We start from the raw sequence: 22,111 nt of genomic DNA, 5'->3' as shown, positions 1-22,111 counted from the left end.
CTCTGTGGAGCGTTCCTTGACTGACCAGGGTATCGACGCGTACGCGGCCTACCTGCCCGCCTACGTGCTCACCGACAACCGCCTCGACCCGGCCGGCGGGCCCGCCCCGGCCAAGGGCCCGGCCCGCAGCGTCGCCGGCTACGACGAGGACGTGATCACGATGGCCGTTGAGGCGCTGCGGCACCTCGCGGCCGCCACCCCGGCCGGCCGGCACCTGCTGCTCGCCACCACCAGCGCACCCTACGAGGCGAAGACCTCCGCCGGGATCGTGCACGAGGCGCTCGGGCTCGACCCCGGCGTCAGCGCCGTCGACCTGCGCGGGCACCGCTCCGGCGCGGCCGCCCTCGACCTGGTGGTCCGGGCCGGTGCCGTCGCCGCCGCCGCCGACCTGCGCACCACCCGCCCCGGCGCCCCCGACGAGCTCGCCCAGGGCGACGCCGCGGCCGCGTTCGCCGGCGGCGCCGGGCACGCCGCGGTGCTGCTGGCCCGCGCCGGGCACACCACCGAGATCCTCGAACGGTGGCGGCTGCCCGGCGAACGCCACGACCGGGTCTGGGACGAGCGGTTCACCGCCGAGATCCTCGCCGCCGCCGGCCTCGACGCGGCCCGCCGCGCCCTCGCCGAGGCGGCCCTGGACGCCGTCGACCACGTCGTCGTCTCCTCCTCCAACCCGCGGGCGGCGGCCGCCCTGCGCCGGGCGCTGCGCGGCACGGTGCCCTCCCAGCAGGACGCCGCCCTGGAACGGGCCACCGGCTTCACCGGCGCCGCCCACCCGGGGCTGCTGCTCGCCGCCGCGCTCGACGACGCCGAGCCGGGACAGACGATCCTGCTGCTGTCCGCGACCGAGGGCGCCGACGCGTTCGTGTTCCGCGCCGGCGACGGGGTCCGCGACGCCCGCAGCGGCCCGTCGGTGCGCGACCAGCTCGCCGCCCGGCAGGTCCTCGGCTACGGCCGGTACCTGCGCTGGCGCGGGCTGCTGGACGTGCAGGGCCCGGCCCGCCCCGCGGCACCGGCCCCGGCGGCGCCGCCGATGCACCGCCGGGCCGGCTGGAAGTACCGCCTCGAGGGCAGCCAGTGCGGCGCCTGCGGCCGGGTCACCACCCCGCCGGGCCGGGTCTGCGCCGCCTGCGGCATCGCCGGGGCCGGCGAGGCGAAGGTGTCGCTGCGGGACCGGACCGCCCGGGTCGTCTCCGTGACCCGCGACCACCTGACCACGATGCCGGAGCCGGAGGTCGCGGTCGTCATCGCCGACGTCGACGGCGGCGGCCGGCTCAGCGCCTACGCCACCGACGTCCCGCCCGGCGACGTCACCGTCGGCATGGCGATGACACCGACGTTCCGCCGGCTGTGGACCACCGACGCGATCCACAACTACTTCTGGAAGCTCCGCCCGGCCCCGACCCCGGACCCGACTCAGGACCCGACTCAGGACACGGAAGGAACGCACTGATGGGCAGCAGGCGCACCACCCATGACGTCGCGATCGTCGCGATGGGCTGCACCCCGTTCCGCGACCACTGGCACTCCTCCGCCGACGACCTGCTCGTCGACGCCGTGCAGGAGTGCGTCGGGTCGCTGCCGTCGGTCACCCTCGACGACGTCGACGCGTTCTGGGTCGGCACCCAGGGCTCCGGCATGTCCGGGCAGACCCTGGCCCGGCCGCTGCGGCTGACCGGTAAACCCGTCACCCGGGTCGAGAACTACTGCGCCACCGGGTCGGAGGCGTTCCGCAACGCGGTGTTCGCGGTCGCGTCCGGCGCCTACGACATGGTCATGGCGACCGGCGTGGAGAAGCTCAAGGACTCCTCGTACTCCGGGCTGTCGGCGGTGTACCCGCCCGCGGACGGCACCGACGTCGACTGGACCGCACCCGCCGGGTTCTCCCTGCTGGCCCCGGCCTACCAGGAGGCGTACGGCGTCGACGCCCGCGACATGCGCAGCGCCCTGACGAAGGTCGCGATGAAGAACCACGCGAACGGCGCCCTCAACGAACGCGCCCAGTTCCGCAAGGCCGTCACCGCGGAGACCGTCGAGCGCTCCCCGCGCATCGCCGGGCCGCTCGGGGTCATGGACTGCTCCGGCGTGTCCGACGGTGCCGCCGCCGCCATCATCGTGCGGGCCGAGGACGCACACCGGTACACCAGCAAACCCATCTACCTCAAGGGGATGAGCTTCGTCGCCGGGTCCGGTGCGGGCCTGGCGTCGGACGGCTACGACTTCACCAGCTTCCCCGAGGTCGTCGCCGCCGCCCGCCAGGCCTACGAGCAGGCGGGCGTCACCGACCCTGCCGAGCAGATCTCCCTGGCGGAGGTCCACGACTGTTTCACCCCGACGGAGGTGGTGCTCATGGAGGACCTCGGGTTCTCCGAGCGTGGCAAGGCGTGGCGGGACCTGCTCGACGGCCGCTACGACCTCGGCGGCGCGCTGCCGGTCAACACCGACGGCGGCCTGAAGTCCTTCGGCCACCCGATCGGCGCGACCGGGCTGCGGATGATGTTCGAGTGCTTCACCCAGCTGCGGGGCGAGGCCGGGGCCCGGCAGGTCCCCGGCGCGAAGCTCGCCGTCGCCCAGAACCTCGGCGGCCAGCCCGGCTCCTGCGTCGCGTTCGTCGCCGTCCTCGGGAGCGAGCGGTGAGCGCCGTGAAGCTGGACGGGCGGGTCGTGATCGTCACCGGCGCGGGCAACGGCATCGGCCGGGCGCACGCCCTGTCCCTCGCGGCGCACGGCGCGTCCGTCGTCGTCAACGACCTTGGCGGCGGCGTCGACGGTACGGGCACCGGCGGCGCGGCGGACAAGGTCGTCGAGGAGATCCGCGCGGCGGGCGGCACCGCGACCGCGTCCACGGACTCCGTCGCGACACCGGCGGGCGGCGCGGCCCTGGTGCGGACCGCCGTCGACGCGTACGGCACGGTCGACGCCGTCATCCACAACGCCGGCATCCTGCGCGACCGGACCCTGGCGAAGCTCACCGACGACGACGTGCAGGCCGTCCTCGACGTGCACCTCACCGGCGCGTTCAACGTGCTGCGCCCCGCCTGGCCGGTCATGGCGGCGCAAGGGTACGGCCGGGTCGTGCTCACCAGCTCGTCCTCCGGGCTGCTCGGCAACTTCGGCCAGTCCAACTACGGCGCCGCGAAGGCCGGCCTCGCCGGGCTGATGCAGGTGCTGTCCCTGGAAGGCGCCCGCCGTGGCATCCTGGTCAACACCATCGCCCCGACCGCCGCGACCCGGATGACCGACGGCCTGCTCGGCGAGCTCGCCGACCGGTTCGACCCGCGGCACGTCGCCGCCGTCGGCACGTTCCTCGCCTCGGAGCAGTGCACCCTGACCCGGCACATCCTCACCGTCGGCGGCGGCCGCGTCGGCCGGATCTTCCTGGGCGTCACCCCCGGCTGGTACGGCGGCGAAACCCCGGCGACCCCCGACGACATCCTCGGCGCCCTCGACGAGATCTGCTCCCTGGACGGCTTCATCGTCCCGGACAGCGGCGCCGACGAGGTCGAACTGATCCAGCAGGTACTTTCCGGAAAGTGAGCGATTGATGCCGGTCAGCGAAGTGCATCACGTGGCCATGACCGTGTCCGACGTGGACCGGGCCGCCGACTTCTACGAGAAGGCCCTCGGCTACCGCAGGACCCTGCGCAGCGACGTCGGCGGGCCGGGGATCGAGGTGTCCCTCGGCCTGCCGCCCGGCACCACCGGCAAGGTGCAGTACATGCAGGGCCCCAGCAAGATCGGGCAGCTCGAGCTCATCGAGTGGAACGGCACCAAGACCCGGACCGCGACCGGCGGGCACCTGGAGCTCGGCACGTTCCTGCTCAGCTTCGAGGTGCCCGTCGAGGAGATCGGCGACCTGCACCGGAAGATGACGGAGCTCGGCGCGGAATGCCTCGGCGAACCCAACCGGGTGCTGCTGGAGAACTACGGCTACATCACCGCGTTCGCGGCCCGCGACCTCGACGGCAACCTCCTCGAGTTCGTGTCGCTGCCCAGCCGGGAGGAGATCCTGGCGTACCGGAACGGCACCGCGAACTGATGGGCGCCGCGAACTTCGCCGAGACCCTGCGGCTGCAGGCGCTGCGGCGCGCGGACCGGGAAGCCCTCGTCGACGGCGCCGACCGCTGGACCTACGCCCAGCTCGACGCCGACGTCGACCGGCACGCCGCGGCCCTGCTGTCCGCCGGCATCGGTGCTTCGGACCTGGTCGGGGTGCTCGGCCGCAACACCGCCACCTACGTCCTGGAGCTGCTCGCCATCGCCCGGATCGGCGCGATCTCGGTGCCGCTGAACTGGCGGCTGCACGTCACCGAGCAGGCCTACGTCATCAACCAGGCCGGCATCACCTGCCTGCTCTACGACGACGACTTCGCCGACACCGCCGCGGAGCTCTGCGCCAAGACCGGGATCGCGACCGCGGTCGCCAACGGCGCGCAGGTGGTCGGCGACGCGCAGCCGCTGTCCGCGCTCCTCGACCGGCAGCCGGCCGGGATCCGGGTCCCCGACGCGGAGAAGGCACCCGAGGACATCCACCGGCTGCTGTACACCTCCGGCACCACCGCACACCCGAAGGGCGTCATCCACACCTGCGGGAACCTCACCGCCAACCACCTCGCCCAGGTCCTCGAACTGGAGCTGACCCAGCACGACCGGATCCTGATCTCGGCGCCGCTCTTCCACGTCAGCGGGCTGGAAGCACCCGGGCTGGCGATCTTCACCGCTGGCGCGACGATGGTGCTCACGCCGACGTTCAAGGCCGCCGACATCGCCCGGATCGCGACCGGGGAACGCATCACCGGCATGGTCCTCGCCGCGCAGATCCTGTTCGGCCTGCTCGACCTGCCGGAGCCGCCGGACCTGTCGGCGCTGCGGTACCTGCTGTTCGCCGGGGTCGCGCCCACCGTGCGGCGCGACGTGAAGCGGCGCCTGCCGCACGTCCGGCTCATCGACACGTTCGGGATGACCGAACTGTGCAACGGCGTCTGCTACATGGACGCCGCGCACGAGGAGAGCAAGATGGGCGCGCTCGGCGCCCCGTTCCCCGGCGTGCACATCAGGATCGTCGACGAACAGTTCCGGCAGGTCCCGCCCGGCACCGAAGGGGAGATCATCATCCGTGGCGCGAAGATCTCACCCGGGTACTGGAACGATGAGGAGACCAACCGGCGCACCCGCCGCGACGGCTGGTTCCTGACCGGCGACGTCGGCCGGATCGACGAGGACGGCTACCTGTGGTTCGTCGACCGGCGCACCGACCTCATCAAGTCCGGCGGGGAGAACGTCGCCGGCGCCGAGATCGAGCGGGTCATCGCGCAGCACCCGGACGTCGCCGAGGTCGCCGTCATCGGCGTCCCCGACCCGCAGTGGGACGAGGTGCCGAAGGCGTTCGTCATCCTCCGCGACGGCGCCACGGCCACCGGCGCCGACATCCGCGAGCACTGCCGCGCCAACCTCGCCGGGTTCAAGGTGCCCAAGTACGTCGACGTGGTGGAGTCGCTGCCGCGCAACGACTCCGGCAAGGTCCTCAAGCGCGAGCTGAGGTCGGCATGAGTGGCCAGCGGAGCGTCTCGGGCCGCTCATCATGTGGCAGGTTTGGCTCAGGCCGGCGCCGGAGCGCAGCGGAGGTGACGGTATGAGTGGCCAGCGGAGCGTCTCGGGCCGCTCATCATGTGGCAGGTTTGGCTCAGGCCGGCGCCGGAGCGCAGCGGAGGTGACGGCGTGAGCACCGCGAACATCGCCGCGATGCTGGGCGGCAACGCGCTGCGGTTCGGCGACGCCGACGCGCTCGTCTTCGAGGGCCGGCGGTGGACCCACCGGCAGCTGAACGAGGACGTCAACGCCCTCGCCGCGGGCCTGACCGCCGAGGGCGTCGGGCACGGCAGCCGGGTCGCGATCGTGGCCAACAACGTGCCCGAGTTCCTCATCCTGTCCCTCGCCCTGTCGAAGCTCGGCGCCGTGTTCGTCCCGCTCAACTACCGGCTCACCGCGGGCGAGCTCGCCCAGCTGCTCGGCCACGCCCGGGTGCAGTCGGTCGCGACCGTGCCGGAGTTCGCCGAGCTGACCGCCGCCGCGATCACCGACCTGCCCGGCGTGCGGAAGCTCGCGCTGGAGCCGATCGACGGGTGGATCGACCTGCGGGCGCTCGTCGAGGCGCACCGCGGCGCACGGGTCGCCGACGCCGAGCTGGCCGACGACGCCCTGCAGCGCATCATCTACACGTCCGGCACGACGAGCCTGCCCAAGGGTGTCATGCTCACCCACGGCAACGTGAACATGAACATGCACGCCCAGATCGTCGAGCTCGGCCTTCGCCCGACCGACCGGATCCTCAACTTCGCGCCGCTGTACCACGTCGGCGGCACCGACCTGCCCGGCTACGGCATCTGGCACGTCGGCGGCTGCATGGTGCTGCAACGCCGCTTCGACCCCGCCGCGGTGCGGCAGGCCATCGAGGCCGAGCGCATCACCGGCATGGTCATGGCCGCCACGATGCTCGACATGGTGCGCCGCTCGGACACGCCCGCGGACCTTTCGTCGGTGCGGTGGCTCATCTACTCGCAGGTGACCTCGGCGCTGTACGCGGTGGCGCGGGAACTGTTCCCCAACGCCCGGCTGATCGAGGGCTACGGCCTGACCGAGACGTGCAGCGGCCTCACGTACCTCGACCGCGCCCACATGGAGTCCAAGCAGGGCTCCGTCGGCATCCCGGTGCCTTGGGTCCAGGTCCGGGTCGTGGACGCCGACGACAACGACGTGCCGGTGGGGGAGAACGGCGAGGTCGTCGCCCGCGGCCCGAAGGTGAGCCCCGGCTACCTCGACGACCCGGAGGCCACCGCGCACGCGTTCCGCGGCGGCTGGTTCCACACCGGCGACGTCGGCTGCTTCGACGCCGACGGCTACCTGTACATCCGCGACCGCCTCAAGGACATGATCCGCAGCGGCGGCGAGAACATGGCAAGCGCCGAGATCGAGAACGTCCTCGCCGACCACCCGCTCGTCCTCGCCGTCTCGGTGATCGGCGCGCCGCACCCGAAGTGGCAGGAGGTCCCGGTCGCGTTCGTCATCGGCCGGCCCGGCCTGACCGCGGAGTCGCTCATCGAACACGCCCGGCAGCGCCTCGGCAAGTTCAAGGTCCCGAAGGAGCTCTACCTCGTCGACGAGTTCCCGACCAACCCGTCCGGCAAGGTACTGAAGCGAACCCTGCGCGACCAGCGCCCCACGCTGCGTCCCGACTGGACCTACGAGTCGCTGCCGCACGACTGACGGCCATCAGCTCCCGTGGCAACTCGCCGGCAGAAGGCGGAGATCCTGGGCCTGCCGGCGCTTCGGCCTGGGGGTGTGCGGCCCAGTTCGGCTCGCATTGAACCCGGACGCGTCCGGTCGTGGCCAAGCATTTCAGAGAGCGCTCCCAGGTGCCGGGCGGGCGGCGGGTGTTGCTGGTCAGGGTTCCTTGCGGTGCCCTGGCCTGCGCGTGGGGCAGCAGTGTTCAGAGGTCGTTCGTTCCTCGCGAGGCATTGACACCCATCCAGGGTTGGTTCAAAGTGACGTCTGCGAGAGCGCTCTCTCACACCCCTGACACACCGCCGACACCCGAGCGTCACGAAGGAGTCCCCTATGGAGTGGTCGGAACCCGCCCCCGGCCATCGACGCCCATCCCGATCACCGATGAGCCGGCGCACCCTGCGCATGGCCGCCATCGTGATCGCGGTGGCGGCCATCCTGGTCACCTACATCACCGTCGTCACGACCCGTAACGCCGACGCCGCCGAGACCCTGCTGTCGCAGGGCAAGCCGACGACCGCCTCGTCGACCGAGAACGCCGGCACCCCCGCCAGTGCCGCGACTGACGGCAACACCGGCACCCGCTGGTCCAGCGCCTTCAGCGTCCCGCAGTGGATCCAGGTCGACCTCGGCTCCTCCCAGTCGATCACCCGGGTCGCGCTGAACTGGGAGGGCGCGTACGCCACCGCGTACCAGATCCAGACCTCCGCTGACGGCAACACCTGGACGAACGTCTACACCACTACGACCAGCACCGGCGGCCAGCAGAGCCTGCCGGTCACCGGCACCGGCCGCTACGTGCGGGTCAACGCGACCGCGAAGGCCACCCAGTGGGGCGTGTCGCTGTGGGAGTTCCAGGTCTTCGGCGGTACCCCTGACAACCCCGGCACCTGCGGCACCACCAACGCGGCCCAGGGCAAGCCGGCCACCGCGTCGTCGACGGAGAACGCCGGTACCCCGGCCTCGGCCGCGTTCGACGGCAACACCGGCACCCGCTGGTCCAGCGCGGCCGCTGACCCGCAGTGGCTCCAGGTCGACCTGGGCTCGGCCGTGTCCGTCTGTGGCGTCTCGCTGAACTGGGAGGCCGCGTACGCGACCGCCTACCAGATCCAGGTGTCCACCAACGGCACGAGCTGGACGAACATCTACAGCACGACCGCCGGCACCGGTGGCGTGCAGACCCCGGCCGTCACCACGACGACCGGTCGCTACGTGCGCGTGAACGGCACCGCCCGGGCCACGGTCTACGGCTACTCGCTGTGGGAGTTCCAGGTCTTCACCGGTTCCGGCCCGTCGAACCCGACGTCGCCCTCGCCCTCGACGTCGTCCAGCGGACCGACGCTGCCGACCTCCGACACGCCGGACTTCGGCCCGAACGTGCGGATCTTCGACGGGTCCTCGTCGGCGGCGACCATCCAGGCGGCCGTTGACGCGGCCTTCAACGCGCAGCTGCGCAGCCCGACCGCGCAGTTCGGCACCCAGCGCCACGTGTTCCTGTTCAAGCCCGGCACGTACGGGCGGGTCTGGGCCAACGTCGGCTTCTACACCACGGTCGCCGGTCTCGGCATCAACCCCGACGACGTGACGATCAACGGCGCGGTGAACGTCGACTCCGGCTGGAACTACGGCGACGAGTCCAACGCGACGCAGAACTTCTGGCGCAGCATGGAGAACCTGTCGATCGTGCCGGAGGGCGGCATCAACCGGTGGGCCGTCTCCCAGGCCGCCCCGATGCGCCGCGTGCACATCAAGGGCAACCTGACCCTGGCCCCGTCCAACCAGGACAACGGGCAGGGCTACTCCAGTGGTGGCTACCTCGCCGACTCCGTCGTCGACGGCTACGTGACCTCCGGCTCGCAGCAGCAGTGGTACACCCGCGACAGCCGGATCCAGCGCTGGGACGGCGGCGTCTGGAACATGGTCTACTCCGGCGTGCAGGGCGCCCCGCCCAACGCGTTCCCGAACCCGCCGCACACCACCCTCGCCACCACCCCGGTCACCCGCGAGAAGCCGTACCTGTACGTCGACAGCGCCGGCCTGTACCGCGTCTTCGTGCCGAACATCCGGCGCAACTCCGCGGGCGCCACCTGGCCGAACACGCCCGGCACCTCGATCCCGATGCGGAACTTCTACGTCGCCAAGCCCGGTGACAGCGCCGCCCGGATCAACACCGCCCTCGCCCAGGGCCTGAACCTGTTCTTCACCCCGGGCACCTACTCCCTCGACCAGACGATCCGGGTCACCCGGGCCGACACGGTGGTCACCGGCATCGGCTACCCGACCCTGATCCCGGTCAACGGCGTCGAGGCGCTGAACGTCGCCGACGTCAACGGGGTCAAGGTCAGCGGCCTGACCTTCGACGCCGGCACGACCAACAGCCCCACGCTGATGACGGTCGGCACGGCCGGTGCGCACACCGACCACGCGGCGAACCCGATCAGCATCCAGGACGTGTTCTTCCGCATCGGCAGCAGCGTCCAGGGCAAGGCCACCACCACCCTCGCCGTGCACAGCGATGACACGATCATCGACCACATCTGGGCATGGCGGGCCGACCACGGCGGCGCACCCACCGGCTGGACGGTGAACACCGGCGACACCGGCCTCCTCGTGAACGGCGACGACGTCCTCGCCACCGGCCTGTTCGTCGAGCACTACCAGAAGTACGAAGTGATCTGGAACGGCAACCGCGGCAAGACGATCTTCTTCCAGAACGAGAAGCCGTACGACGTGCCCAACCAGGCAGCCTGGATCGGCCCCCGGGGCAACGGTTACGCCGCCTACAAGGTCGCCGACACCGTCACCGACCACGAACTGTGGGGCGGCGGCGTGTACTGCTACTTCAACGTCAACCCCGCCGTCCGCGTGGACCGAGGCTTCGAGGTGCCCAACCGGACCGGCGTCCGGCTGCACAGCGTCATCACGGTCTCCCTCGGTGACGTCGGCACCATCGCCAACGTCGTCAACGACACCGGCGGCGCCGTCCCCAACCCGGCCGGCAACACCACCCCGCGCCAGGTCGTGAACTACCCCTAACCCTCCAACCCCAACGCAACACTGACGTGAACCAGGCGGCCACCGGTGCAACCCGCACCGGTGGCCGCTCGGCCGCAGGACACCCTTGCACCGAATACCCTGCTTCACTGCCCTTGGCATCCGGACATGCCGCGAGGCGCTCGTCGCCCAACCTGTGGCATGCCCCGGCGGCTGGCGCATGCTTGATCACGTTCCGCGCTGTGCCGTCGACCAACATGTCAGCGGCCGGAACAGCCGTCGCTCGCCGTAGGCCGCACGGACCCAGTCGCGCTCAGACCTGCTCTGGCGCCGGTCTGGCGCGGGTCGCCGCGATCGCCTCCTCGGCTCGGCCCGCGCGGATCAACGCCTTCGCCAACAGCATGCGGGACCATCTTTCGGTGGCCGGGCTGAGCATGGCGATGGCCTCGTCCGGTGGACCGTGGTCGGTCAGCAGGGCGGCCAGGCGTTCGCGGGCGTACCCGCTGCCCGCCTCGGGATCCGCTCGCAGCTCGGCGATCGCCTGCTCGTAGCGGCCGCATTCGACCAACGCCTCGATCCATTCCAGGCGCAGTCTGACCGGGTCCGGCCAGACCTCGGCGACGACCTCGGCCACAGCGGCCCGTGCCTCGTCCAGGCGGTCGTGCTCGATCAGCAGCACGCACAGCGGGCGCAGCACGGCCGGCTTCGCGACGGCCGCCGTCCGCAGCACGGTGACCGCCTCGTCGACCCGACCGTGCCGGGCCAGCAGGTCGGCGAGAAGGCACGGCTCGTCCTGGCGGACAACCCGCCCCAGTTCCGCCGCCGCGGCGTAGTGGGGCAGGCCGTGCTGCTCGTGAGTGCGGCGCACCCGTGCGGCGCGGGGCGCCAGCACCGCCACCGCGTTGTCGATGCGGCCCTGTTCCTCGTACCAGCGAGCGAGTCGATGCGCGCCGTACCTACGTCCGCTACGGCCGTCACCGGCGGCGAACTGCGCGAGCGCCGCGGGGTCGTGACGGGCGAGCAGATCGGCCAGGTGTTCGGCGTCCGCGATGTTGTACGGCCCTTCGCGGCGAAGGCCGTCGGACAGCGCGGCAATCGCCTCCTCCAGCCGGCCGCCGCGTTCCAGCACGGAGGCCAGCAGGCTCTCCAGGCCGAGCCGCCCGGCGTCGATCCGCGACCGCAGCAGCTCGATCACCTCGTCGTCGCGGCCCAGGCCGCGGGTCAGTTCGACCGGCACGTCGATCGGGTACATGTAGTCATCGAGGCCCTGCCGCAGCAAAGCGAGCACGTCGTCGGCACGGCCCCGTTGGATCAGCAGCGTCCCGAGGCGTTCCACGGCCTCGGGATGGCCCTCGTCGGCGTACGGGCGCAGCATCACCATCGCCGCGTCGACGTCGCCGGACTCCGCGAGGTACCCGGCGTAGTCGTCCACGACCCGCGCTGCCCAGTCCGTACCGACGAAGGGCCGCAGCAACGTCAGGGCTGCCGCCGGCGGCTCGCCGCGGGCCCGCAGCAGCCGTGCCAGCATTTCGGCGCATTCGTAGTCGCCGTCGTCAGCCTCGCGGCGCAGCAGGTCCAGATGTCCGTGCTCCGCGAGCAGCCGCACGACCGATTGCGGCAGCCCATCCCATGGGGACTTGGCAGCGTCCATGGGAGGCACCCTAACCTCGCGCCTTCCGTCAAGGATGCAGCGGTGCCGTGGCCGGGAACGGGGACCGTGCCGCGGCCGAGCGAAGCCGATCAGTCCGGCTGGCAGTCCCGGCGGAACGATCGGGTGGCTGGTCGACGATTGACGTCGACCGCGTGGCCACCCAGTCCTGTCAACCAAGGTTGACGGAGGCTCGTGTGTCAAGTTAGGTTGACAGGCATGTCGATCCTGGCTGACGCATCGGTGCTTGACGTGGTCGTTGTCGGGGCCGGGCCGACGGGGCTGCTGCTCGCCGGTGACCTTGCCGGTGCAGGCGTCCGTGCGGTCGTTCTCGACCGAATCGCCGAGCCGGTCCAGATCCCGAAAGGGAACGGCGTTGTCGGTCGGGCCGCGCTGGAGTTGCGGCGGCGCAAGCTCCTGCGGGGCACCGGGCTGCGGGTGGTGCGGCCACCGCGGTTTCGCTTCGGCCCGCTCACCCTCAAGCTCGGCCTGCTGCGCGGTCCGCTGCACGTGCTCCCGGTGCCACAGCACCGCCTGGAGAGCCTGCTGGCGGAGCGCGCCGTGCGCCTCGGTGCCACAGTACTGCGTGGGCGCGAGGTCACCGGGTTCGAGCAGGACGGCAACGGGGTGACCGTCCAGGCCACCGCCGAAGGCTCGTCCGTCGAGCTGCGCGCCCGGTACCTCGTAGGTTGCGACGGCGCACACAGCTTTGTGCGCAAGAGCCTCGGCATCGGCTTCCCCGGCAGCACGAGCACCAACATCTCCCGGCTGGCCCGGGTCACCATCCCGGCGGGAGCCGTGGCCCGGGTCGGCGATCGCATCGACCTGCGCGGCATCGGCCGGCTCGTGCCCTTCCAGCCCAACCGGACCGCACACGGGTCGATCACCATTGCCCCCGCCGATGTGCTCGACCGCGCTGCCCCGGATGACCTGTACATCGTCAGCACGCACGAACCGCGCGGTGACAGCGAGCCGACCAACGAGCTGAGCGACGACGAGCTGCGGGCGAGCCTTCGCCGCGTCCTGGGTGCCGATCTGCCGTACACGACGGCCTCTGCCGCGAGGAGCGTCGTCGCGAACAGCCGGCACGCGGAACGGTACCGCGACGGCAGGGTCTTCCTCGCCGGCGACGCCGCGCACATCTTCAGCGCCGGCGGCTCCGCCATCAACGCCGGCCTGCTCGACGCCGTCGCCCTCGGCAAGACCCTCGCCGCGGTACTGCGCGGCGCAGCGCCGCAGACCCAGCTCGATGCCTACGAGTCGGAGCGGCACCCCGCCGCGCGACGCACCCTCGCGCTCACGCGCCTGCAGGTCGCGCTCGAAGCCGGCGACGAGACCGGCGAGGCACTGCGCGACGTGCTCGGCGGGCTGATGCAGGACCGCGCCACCGCGCGCCGGATCGCGACGCTCATCGAAGGCTGAGCGGCCGTCTCCGCGCGGCGCCGCACGGACGGTGGGGCGGGGCAACCTTGAGCGGGTGGTGCGGGTCTATCTCTCCGATGGTCATGTACGTTGCGGGCCGGAGGATGGATGCGCGGGATGGCTCGTGGCGGGTGGCTGTCGCTGGCGCCGTGGCGGCGGGCGCCGTTGTTGCTGCTGCGGCGGCCCAGTGTGGCCGTCGCGATCGCGGTCGCGACGGCGGTGGCGGTCCTGCCGGCGGCGGCCGGTCCGCTGTTCCTGTCGTCGGCCGGCAGCGCGACGCTGCGGGCGAGGACCGCCGCGGTGTGCCCGGCGGCCCTGGGATCGCAGGTGATCGCGCCGGAGCGGGCCGTCGACCCCGCCGTGCTGGCGGCGGCGGTGACGCAGGAGGCGCAGGCTGCGGCGGACGGGCTCGGCGACCCCGCCGTGACCCTGGTCAGCGCGCAGGTGGCGGTCGGCGACAACAGGGTCAACATCGCCGGGCGGAGCGGCTTCGAGGGGCACGTCCAGCGGATCGCCGGCGGTCCCGGCCACGGACTGTGGCTGCCTGACCGGTTCGCGGCCGAGCACGGGCTGCGGCCCGGGGACACCCTCACGATCTCCCCGAACGTCGAGGCGTGGACCGCCGACGGCCGGCGGCAGGTCTGGCAGCCGACGGCGGTGCCGGTCGTGGCGATCTACCGGGACCTGCGCGACCGGTCCGGCGACGACCCGTTCTGGTGCGGCATCTCAACGCTGTACCGCGGCGACCCGGCCCAGCAGGCGGGCGGCCTCGGCAGCGACGTGCCGGTGCTCGACCTGCTCCTCGCCGACCGGGCGACCATGCTGGCGGTCGCGAGCGGCGCGCACATCCAGACCGCCCAGCGCATCGAGCGGGCCCCGGCGACGATCGACCTGACCGCGTCCGAGGCGACCCGGCTCGCCGCCGGCATCACCGCCATGCACGACCGCCTGCGCACCACCGCGTACGACGGCCGGATCCTGTACCGCACCGCCCTGCCGCCGCTGGCGGGCCGGGCGGCGCTGGTCGAGCGGGAGCTGCGCGGGACGGTGCTGCCGATCAGCGCCGGCGGCCTGCTGGTCGGCCTGTCGGTCGTGATGGCGGCCGGCGCGTTCTGGGTCCGCCGCCGCGAACGGGAGCTCGTCGTCCTCGCCACGTTCGGCGCGACCGCGCGCTGGCTGGGGGTCAAGGCCGCCCTGGAGGCGTTGCCCGCCCTCGCCGCCGGCGCCGCGGGCGGCTGGGCACTGGCCCGGCTCCTGGTCACGCAGGTGGGGCCGAGCAGCGACGTGTCGGGCGCGGCGCTGGCGCAGTCGCTGACCGCCGCGGTGTCCGGGTTCCTCGTCGCGACGGCGGTGCTGGGCGTGACCGCGGGCGTCGCCTGCCGGCCCCTGACCGGCGCGCCCAGCCCCGAAGCACGTGCCCGGCGCCGGCTGGCCGCGGCGCCGTGGGAGCTGCTGCTGCTCGCCGCCGCGGCCGGGTACTGGTCGACCGGCGGCGACCGCTCCATGGTGCGGCTCGGCAGCCAGTACGGGACCATGGTGCAGATCCCGGCGAAGCTGCTCGTCGTGCCGATGCTGGCGATCCTGTGCCTCTGCGTCCTCGGCGCGCGCCTGGCGACGGCGGCCGTCAGGCGCCGGACCCGCACGACGACGGCGGCGCGGTCGGCGGTGCGGCTGCTGTACCGGCGGCGGCTGCGACACTCCGCCGCGGCGGCGGTGACCCTCGCCCTCATCACCGCGGTGCCCGTCGCGGTGGCCGTCTACGGCGCGACGGCGACCGGGACCGTCAGCGCCACGCTCGCCGCGCAGGCCAGGCTCGGCGCCGGCAGCGACGTGGTGATCACCCTCGCCGAGCCGGGTGCGGTCCCCGCGGCCCTCGCCGGCCGGGCCACGCCGGTGCTGCGCCTGGACTACGTGCAGCTCGACGACCAGCAGGTGTCGCTGCTGGCGGTCGACCCGGCGACGTTCGCCCGCGACGCGTACTGGGACGACCGCCTCGACGACACCACCCTCGCCGAGGCGACCCGCGCCCTGCGCGCGCCACCCGGCGGCGGTCTCGCGGCGGTCGCGTCCGCGCCGGTGCCGGACGGCGCGGCCACGATGACGTTCGGCGGCGACGCGCCCGTCGAGCTGGACGTCACGTCCCTGGCGGCGCTGCCCGCCCCGCGCGGCGGGTATCCGGTCCTGCTCGTCGACCGGGCGGCGCTCGGCGAGGAGGCGCTCGCTCGGGCCGTGCCGCAGCTGTGGGTGCGCGGCGACCCGGCCCCGATCCGCGCGGCCGTCGACGCGGCGGGCCTGCGGGTCGCGGTGTTCTCCGTCGCCGACGACCGCCACGCGAGCACGTTCTACCAGCCGGTGACGTACACGTTCGCCTACCTGTCCGCGCTGTCGCTGCTCACCGCGACGGTGGCGATGGTGGGGTTCCTGCTGTACCTGGAGTCGCGGCTGCGGGTGCTGCGGCGCGGCTACGTAATGCTCCGGCTGATGGGGCTGCGCTCCGCGGTGCAGGGGTGGCTGCTGCTGGCGGAGTTCGCGGGCTCCCTCGTCGCCGGGTGCGCGGCCGGGCTCGGCCTGGCGGTCACCGCCGCCGTGACGGTCCGCGACCAGCTCAACGTCGACCCGGCCGCGGCGCCGGGCACCGTGCTGTCCTTCCCCTGGTCGGTGATGGCCGGCCTGCTCACGGCGGTCAGCTGCTTCGCCGTCCTGGTGGCGGCGGTGACCCACTGGCGGCTCACCCGCAGCCGGACCTCGGAGGTGCTGCGTGACATCGACTGAACAGGGCGCCGGCTGCGTCGGGGTCTCCCGCTCGTACCGTGTCGACGGTCATCTGGTGCCCGCCCTGGTGGACGTGGACGTCAGCGCCCCCGCCGGCATGATCACCGCGGTGATCGGCCCGTCGGGCTCCGGCAAGTCGACCCTGCTGCGCCTGCTGACCGGCATGGACAGCCCCGACGAGGGCACGGTCACGATCGCCGGGCAGGACCTCGGCACGCTGCCGGCGGCCGGCCGCGCCCGGCTGCGCCGTGAGCGGCTGGGGCTGGTGCGCCAGGACCCCGGCGACAACCTCCTCGCCTATCTGACGGTCCGCCAGCATCTGCGGCTCGCCGCGCAGATCCGTGGCGTGCCCGAGGCGACCGGCGAGGCGCTGCTGGAGCCGCTCGGCATCGCCGGCAGGGCGGACCACCTGCCGCACCAGCTGTCCGGCGGAGAGCGGCAACGGGTCGCGATCGCGTTCGCCGCCGTCGGCCCGCCGTCGGTGCTGGTGGCGGACGAGCCGACCGGCCAGCTCGACCACGGCAACGTCGACGCGGTCGTCACCGCCCTGCGGGTCATCGCCGACGCCGGCGTGGCGGTCATCGCGGCCACCCACGACCCCGCCGTCTGGCAGCGCGCCGACCGGGTGGTCCGGCTCCAGGCCGGCCGGGTCGTACGGGGGATGCTGTGACGACGCCGGTGGTGACGACCCACTCGGTCACGCGCCGCTACCCGGGCGCGGGAAGGGTCACCGCGCTCGACGGGGTCTCGGTGGAGATCCACGCCGGCGAGCTGACCGTCGTGGCGGGCCCGTCCGGCTCGGGCAAGACCACCCTCATCAGCGTCCTGGCCGGGCACGAGCGGCCGGACGCCGGCACGGTGCAGACGCGGCTCGGCAGCCGGTGGCACGAGACGAGCTTCGTGCCGCAGTCCCTCGCCCTCCTGCCGGAGCTGAGCATCCGGGAGAACGTCGAGCTGCCCGCGCTGCTGTCGGACCGCACCGGGTCCGACACCGACGAGCTGCTGCGGACGCTGGACCTCGCCCACCTCGCGGACCGGCTGCCCGCGCAGGTGTCCGGCGGGGAGCAGCAGCGCGCGTCCCTGGCCCGGGCCCTGCGGCTGTCCCCGGCGCTCCTGCTGGCCGACGAGCCGACCGGACACCAGGATCCCGCCCGCGTCCAGCTGCTCCTGGACGTGCTGCGGGCACACGCCCACGCGGGCAACGCCGTGGTCGTCGCCAGCCACGACGAGCAGGTGATCGCCGGCGCCGACCGGGTCCTGACCCTGCGCGACGGCCGGCTCGCCGCGGACACCCGCCCCGCCGCCGGGAGTCCTGCCCCGCGCGGCTGACGGCGGCTTCGCCAAGGGCGGTCCGGGGCAGAAGTCCCGGGCTGGACAGGCCCGCCGGGCGGCGCAACGATCGGGGGATGGTCGAGCCGGATGTCTCGCAGGCGCTGCGGACCGGGCCCTTTGCCGTGGCGTTGGACGTGGCGGTCGAGGCGAGCGGGCTGACCCTGGAGCGGCTCGCCGTGTTGCTGGGGGACCGTGGTGTCGGGCTGTCGCGGGCCACGCTGTCGTACTGGCGGTCCGGCCGGTCGCGGCCCGAACGCGCCGGGTCGCTCGCCGCGTTGCCGGTGCTCGAGGACATCCTCGCGGTGCCGGCCGGGTCGCTGACGGCGCTGCTGCGGGCGCGGGGGAGTGAGCCCCGCTGGGCGCACCGGCCGCGGGGGTCGGTGTCGCGGCGGCGGTTGTGGCCGGGGCGGCCGGCGCTGCTGGTGGACATCGACGCGCCGCCGGACGGGCAACTGGAGTTCCTCGCCATCGACGACCTGTTCGTCGTCGAGAGCGGCGCGACGCGGCTGCTGCAGGTGCGGCTGGTGGTCCGGGCCATGCGCGACAACGTGACCCGGGCCGTCGTGTTCTACGAGGCGGACCACGACGGGCCGCCACCGCAGTGGACCGGCTTCTCGCACTGCCGGCCCGGCCGGGTCCGCACCGAGGGCCGGGTCAGCGTGGCCGAGCTGATCCTCGGGCACCGGCTGCACGTCGGCGAGCACGCCGTGCTGAAGTACGAGCTCCGGTTCGCGGTCGGGCCCGAGGCCACCGACCGGTACTACCGCACGTTCACCCGGCCGTGCCGGCTGTGGGCCTGCCAGGTGGTCTTCACCGGTGCCCTGCCGGCGCGGGTCCTCGGCTACCGGCAGCGCCACCTCGGCGACGACCCGGCCGACGTGACGGAGCTGTGGACCGGCGACGACCGCACCGCGGTGACGGTGGTCGAGGACGTCCGGCCCGGCATCGTCGGCTTGTACTGGCGCACGTAACAGTCGTAACAGTTGCGCGTAACACCGGAAAAGCCTGGTCCGCGCCGTGTCAAGGCGGCGTAACTTACGCGGGACAAAGACCTTCTCCATCGACGTGCGCCGTTCTTAGGGTGTCGGCACCATCCGAGCCACCCGAAGGACGTGACGATCACCATGCGAACCCGTCGCCTGCTCACGGCGGCCGTCGTGACAGTGCTGAGCCTGGCACTGACACCCGGCACCGCCTGGGCCGAACCCGAAGGGACCGTGCGGCACAACGCCAGCAGACCGGTCCCCGGCGCCTATCTGATCTCGTTGAAGACCGGGGCCGTCGCGGCCGCCGACACGCAGGCCGTCGCCGAGGCGGCCGTCGCCCGGTACGGCGGCCGGCTGCACTCCGTCTACCGCAGGACGATGTCCGGCTACGCCGTGGAAGGGCTGTCCGAGCAGGCGGCCCGCCGGATCGCGGCCCGGCCCGAGGTCGCCCGGGTCACCCAGTCCGGCACCGCCGGGATCGGCGCGACCCAGCAGAACCCGCCGAACTGGGGCGTGGACCGCATCGACCAGCGCGACCTGCCGCTGAGCCGCTCGTACACGTACGACGACGCGGCCGCCGGCCAGGGCGTGACCATCTACGTCGTGGACACCGGCATCCGCTTCAGCCACAGCGAGTTCGAGGGCCGCGCGAAGCTCGGCGTGGACTTCGTGTCCCCGTCCACCAACGGCGGCGACTGCCACGGTCACGGCACGCACGTCTCCGGCATCGCGGCCGGCAAGACCTACGGCGTGGCGAAGAAGGCGAACCTGGTCTCGGTGCGGATCCTCGGCTGCCAGGGCACGGGCCAGGACATCGACGTCACCCGCGCCGCCGAGTGGATCACCGCGAACGCGGTCAAGCCCGCCGTGGTGAACCTGTCCGTCTACACCGACGACCCCGACATCGCCGCGGACGGCATCCGCGCCTCGATCGCCTCCGGCGTCCAGTGGTCGCTGATCACCGGCAACAACGGCGGCAACGCGTGCAACTACGGGCCGGGCGGGCAGATCCCGGAAGGGGTCCAGGTCGGCAACGCCACCTCCAGCGACACGAAGGCCGGCGACTCCAACTACGGCACCTGCATGGACCTGTTCGCGCCCGGCAGCAACGTGCTGTCCGCGTACCACACGTCCGACACCGCCAGCACCACGATGTCGGGCACGTCGATGGCGGCGCCGCACGTCGCCGGCGCGGTCGCGACCTACCTGACCGGTCACCCGTCCGCCACGCCGGCGCAGGTCCACGCGTGGGTGACGGACAACGCCAGCACCGGCAAGATGTCCGGGCTGCCGGCGGGCACGCCGAACAAGCTGCTGTACGTCCCGGCCGCCGGCGGCCCGCCGCCGACCGGCGACTACACGCTGTCGGCGAGCCCGGCGTCGGCGACGGTGCAGGCCGGCGGCTCGGCCACCAGTACCATCGCCGCGACCGCGACCGGCACCGCCGTCCCCTCCGTGGTCGGCGGGCAGCCCACCACGGTCGAGCAGTACCCCTACATGGTCTCGCAGCGCCGCGAGGGCAGCAGCTTCCCCGGCCAGCAGTCGTGCTCGTCGACGCTCATGGGGCCGCACACCGTCCTCACCGCAGCGCACTGCCTGATGGAGAACCCGGGCCGCAAGTGGTACGTGTACGGCGCCACCAACGTCAACGACCCGGGGTTCGTCGCGGAGATCGCGTCGTCCTGGGTGCATCCGCAGTACACCGGATGGCAGCAGGGCTATGACGTCGCCGTCGTGACCCTCGACCGGGACGTGCCGGTGCCGGCCGGCATGACCTACCCGACGCTGAACACCTCCACGTCCAACAACACCCCCGGCGCGATGGGCATGGCGATCGGCTGGGGCAGGACCGGCGCCGACACCTACTCGGAGGTGCTGCGCAAGGCCGACGTGCCGGTCGCGCCGGACTCCGGCTGCCAGGGCCGCTACACCGGCCAGTACAAGACGCCGGCGATGCTGTGCACCGGCTACGCCGACGGCCACGCGGGGGCCTGCGTCGGCGACTCCGGCGGCCCGTACATGGTCGGCAACACCGTGGTCGGCGTGTTCTCGTGGATGTCGACCGCCTGCGACTGGTACGCCGTCTACACCAGGGTGTCCACCTACGCCGCCGAGGTTGCGGCCCAGCTGCCCGGTGGCAACCCGCCCCCTGGCGGCGACATCACCCTGTCGGCGACCGGGCTGCCCAGCGGCGCCACCGCGTCGTTCAACCCCGGGAGCGTCAGCACCGGCGGCACGGCCACGCTGACCGTCACCACGTCCGCCGGCACGCCCGCCGGCACCTACCCGATCAGGGTCACCGGGACGAAGGGCGCCACCACCGTCCAGACCACCTTCACCCTCACCGTGCAGGGCGGCGGCACCCCCGGCCCGCTCACGCTGACCAACCCGGGCACGCAGAACTCCGTCGTGGGCAGGCCGGCCACGCTGACCCTGCGGGCCCAGGGCGGCACCACCCCCTACCGCTTCACCGCGTCCGGGCTGCCCACCGGCCTCACCCTGAACCCGTCCACCGGTGTCGTCAGCGGCACCCCGACGACGTTCCAGACCGCGAACGTCACCGTCACGGTGACCGACGCGGCCGGCCGCACCGCGCGGGCGACCTTCTTCTGGTTCGTCATGCCCTTCTGAACCACGCCGGCGCGCCCGGCCACCCCGGGCGCGCCGGCGGTCAGCGGGCGTTGCGGAGCAGGGCCAGGGTGTGCACGAGGGAGAAGCGGCGGGTGCCGCCGCCGAGCTCGTCCCACGGCTTCTTCCACGGCATGCGGCGGGCCACGTCCCAGGCGGTGTCGCCGGGGCCGGCGATGGTCCGGGCCTGGTCGACCTCGGCCTGGTGGAAGGCCTTGAGCTCCTCGGCGCGTCCGCCGACCTCACGGTACGGGAACTGGTGGGCCGGGCAGGCGATCGCGGCGCCGAGGTCCCGGATGCGGTCCAGGGAGCGGAACAGGTCCCCGGCGGGGTCGTCGCCGGGGCGGTTCACGATGGCGAGCTGGGTCGGGCCCTCGGCCATCATCGTGTCGCCGGTGAAGACCAGCCCGCGGGTGTCGAAGTACACGGTGTGCCCGTACGTGTGGCCGGGGGCGTGCAGGGCGCGGATCGTCACGTCGCCGAAGCGGAGCTCGGTGTCGCCGGTCAGCGCGGTGTCCAGGCGCAGCGACTCGTGGTGCTCGGCGACCTTCACCGCGTCGGCGTACATGCCGTCGATGACGTCGCGCGGCGCGCCGGTCAGGTCCAGGGCGGTGCGCAGCTGCTCGAGGAAGCCGCCGCGGACGCCGTGCATCGCGGCGAAGTCGTCGGCGGCGCCCATCATCACCCGGGCACCGGACACGGCGCGGACCTGGTCGGCGAACCCGACGTGGTCGGGGTGGTTGTGGGTGATGAGGACGGTGCAGATCGCCTCGACGGAGTGCCCGATCGCGGTCAGGGACCGCCGGAACGACGCCCAGCAGGACGGGTGGTCGTAGCCGGCGTCGATGAGGACCAGCCCCGCCCGGGTCTCGATGAGGAACACGGTGACGGCCCGCAGCGCGCTGCCGTGCAGGGGCACCGGGACGGCCCACACACCGTCGATGACCTGGGCGGGAGTGGGGACCTCACGGGCGCGGTAGCTGGCGGCGTGCGCCTCGCTCACGGGTATGGACATCGCGGGGGCCCTCCCTTACTGTTGGCAAGAACATACC

At 73.0% G+C, this 22,111-nt stretch carries 15 protein-coding genes; 13 read left to right on the top strand and 2 right to left on the bottom strand.

What is annotated here, in order from left to right; translation table 11 throughout:
• The first annotated feature begins 16 nt into the window (after window positions 1–16).
• The 7 genes from ABD332_RS27210 (at window position 17) to ABD332_RS27180 (ending at window position 10,313) form a co-directional block, all read left to right on the top strand.
• Window positions 17–1,450, top strand: a complete 1,434-nt coding sequence (locus tag ABD332_RS27210) for a zinc ribbon domain-containing protein (protein WP_344504979.1) — start codon at window positions 17–19, stop codon at window positions 1,448–1,450.
• Complete coding sequence (locus ABD332_RS27205) at window positions 1,450–2,634, top strand: acetyl-CoA acetyltransferase (RefSeq protein WP_344504978.1); 1,185 nt, start codon at window positions 1,450–1,452, stop codon at window positions 2,632–2,634. Before ABD332_RS27210 ends, ABD332_RS27205 begins: the two co-directional genes overlap by 1 nt.
• Complete coding sequence (locus ABD332_RS27200) at window positions 2,631–3,533, top strand: SDR family NAD(P)-dependent oxidoreductase (protein ID WP_344504977.1); 903 nt, start codon at window positions 2,631–2,633, stop codon at window positions 3,531–3,533. The genes ABD332_RS27205 and ABD332_RS27200 overlap by 4 nt, the downstream gene beginning before the upstream one ends.
• Window positions 3,534–3,540: 7 nt before the next feature.
• The gene (locus ABD332_RS27195) at window positions 3,541–4,035 is read left to right on the top strand and encodes a VOC family protein (RefSeq protein ID WP_344504976.1); all 495 of its coding nucleotides are present in this window, start codon (window positions 3,541–3,543) and stop codon (window positions 4,033–4,035) included.
• A complete protein-coding gene (locus ABD332_RS27190; RefSeq protein WP_344504975.1) occupies window positions 4,035–5,546 on the top strand; it encodes a class I adenylate-forming enzyme family protein in 1,512 nt (503 codons plus the stop codon). Before ABD332_RS27195 ends, ABD332_RS27190 begins: the two co-directional genes overlap by 1 nt.
• 168 nt (window positions 5,547–5,714) lie before the next feature.
• Window positions 5,715–7,259 (top strand): class I adenylate-forming enzyme family protein, encoded by a 1,545-nt coding sequence (locus tag ABD332_RS27185; protein ID WP_344504973.1) that lies wholly within the window; start codon window positions 5,715–5,717, stop codon window positions 7,257–7,259.
• Between the two features lie 402 nt (window positions 7,260–7,661).
• Window positions 7,662–10,313, top strand: coding sequence for a discoidin domain-containing protein (locus tag ABD332_RS27180; protein ID WP_344504971.1), 2,652 nt, complete (start codon window positions 7,662–7,664; stop codon window positions 10,311–10,313).
• 271 nt (window positions 10,314–10,584) lie between these two features.
• Here ABD332_RS27180 and ABD332_RS27175 read toward each other — a convergent pair whose 3' ends face one another.
• Window positions 10,585–11,922, bottom strand: a complete 1,338-nt coding sequence (locus ABD332_RS27175; RefSeq protein WP_344504970.1) for a tetratricopeptide repeat protein — start codon at window positions 11,920–11,922, stop codon at window positions 10,585–10,587.
• A 216-nt stretch (window positions 11,923–12,138) separates the two neighbouring features.
• Here ABD332_RS27175 and ABD332_RS27170 point away from each other — a divergent pair, with 216 nt between their 5' ends.
• The 6 genes from ABD332_RS27170 (at window position 12,139) to ABD332_RS27145 (ending at window position 21,062) form a co-directional block, all read left to right on the top strand.
• Window positions 12,139–13,341: an FAD-dependent monooxygenase gene (locus ABD332_RS27170; protein ID WP_344504969.1), complete on the top strand. Its 1,203-nt coding sequence runs from the start codon at window positions 12,139–12,141 to the stop codon at window positions 13,339–13,341.
• A gap of 117 nt (window positions 13,342–13,458) precedes the next feature.
• Window positions 13,459–16,113, top strand: coding sequence for a hypothetical protein (locus tag ABD332_RS27165; protein ID WP_344504968.1), 2,655 nt, complete (start codon window positions 13,459–13,461; stop codon window positions 16,111–16,113).
• On the top strand, window positions 16,100–16,783 hold the full coding sequence (locus tag ABD332_RS27160; protein ID WP_344504967.1) for an ABC transporter ATP-binding protein: 684 nt from the start codon (window positions 16,100–16,102) through the stop codon (window positions 16,781–16,783). The genes ABD332_RS27165 and ABD332_RS27160 overlap by 14 nt, the downstream gene beginning before the upstream one ends.
• Window positions 16,780–17,442, top strand: a complete 663-nt coding sequence (locus ABD332_RS27155) for an ABC transporter ATP-binding protein (protein ID WP_344504966.1) — start codon at window positions 16,780–16,782, stop codon at window positions 17,440–17,442. Before ABD332_RS27160 ends, ABD332_RS27155 begins: the two co-directional genes overlap by 4 nt.
• A 77-nt stretch (window positions 17,443–17,519) precedes the next feature.
• Entirely contained in the window at window positions 17,520–18,416 is an 897-nt protein-coding gene (locus ABD332_RS27150) for a hypothetical protein (RefSeq protein WP_344504964.1), read from the top strand.
• A gap of 153 nt (window positions 18,417–18,569) precedes the next feature.
• Window positions 18,570–21,062, top strand: a complete 2,493-nt coding sequence (locus ABD332_RS27145; protein ID WP_344504963.1) for a trypsin-like serine protease — start codon at window positions 18,570–18,572, stop codon at window positions 21,060–21,062.
• Window positions 21,063–21,102: 40 nt separating this feature from the next.
• On the opposite strand, the gene ABD332_RS27140 is transcribed toward ABD332_RS27145, so the two are convergent.
• Complete coding sequence (locus ABD332_RS27140; RefSeq protein WP_344504962.1) at window positions 21,103–22,074, bottom strand: MBL fold metallo-hydrolase; 972 nt, start codon at window positions 22,072–22,074, stop codon at window positions 21,103–21,105.
• Window positions 22,075–22,111: the final 37 nt, after the last annotated feature.

The organism is Dactylosporangium maewongense (genome assembly GCF_039531485.1).
Lineage (GTDB): Bacteria > Actinomycetota > Actinomycetes > Mycobacteriales > Micromonosporaceae > Dactylosporangium > Dactylosporangium maewongense.
Note: the sequence above shows the minus strand (reverse complement) of the source record. Positions and strands in the feature narration are given on the sequence as shown.

Coding starts and splice junctions, on each gene's coding strand:
- ABD332_RS27165 (WP_344504968.1), top strand. CDS start 13,459: ATGGCTCGTGGCGGGTGGCTGTCGCTGGCGCCGTGGCGGCGGGCGCCG.
- ABD332_RS27175 (WP_344504970.1), bottom strand. CDS start 11,922: ATGGACGCTGCCAAGTCCCCATGGGATGGGCTGCCGCAATCGGTCGTG.
- ABD332_RS27145 (WP_344504963.1), top strand. CDS start 18,570: ATGCGAACCCGTCGCCTGCTCACGGCGGCCGTCGTGACAGTGCTGAGC.
- ABD332_RS27150 (WP_344504964.1), top strand. CDS start 17,520: ATGGTCGAGCCGGATGTCTCGCAGGCGCTGCGGACCGGGCCCTTTGCC.
- ABD332_RS27195 (WP_344504976.1), top strand. CDS start 3,541: ATGCCGGTCAGCGAAGTGCATCACGTGGCCATGACCGTGTCCGACGTG.
- ABD332_RS27140 (WP_344504962.1), bottom strand. CDS start 22,074: ATGTCCATACCCGTGAGCGAGGCGCACGCCGCCAGCTACCGCGCCCGT.
- ABD332_RS27170 (WP_344504969.1), top strand. CDS start 12,139: ATGTCGATCCTGGCTGACGCATCGGTGCTTGACGTGGTCGTTGTCGGG.
- ABD332_RS27190 (WP_344504975.1), top strand. CDS start 4,035: ATGGGCGCCGCGAACTTCGCCGAGACCCTGCGGCTGCAGGCGCTGCGG.
- ABD332_RS27205 (WP_344504978.1), top strand. CDS start 1,450: ATGGGCAGCAGGCGCACCACCCATGACGTCGCGATCGTCGCGATGGGC.
- ABD332_RS27180 (WP_344504971.1), top strand. CDS start 7,662: ATGAGCCGGCGCACCCTGCGCATGGCCGCCATCGTGATCGCGGTGGCG.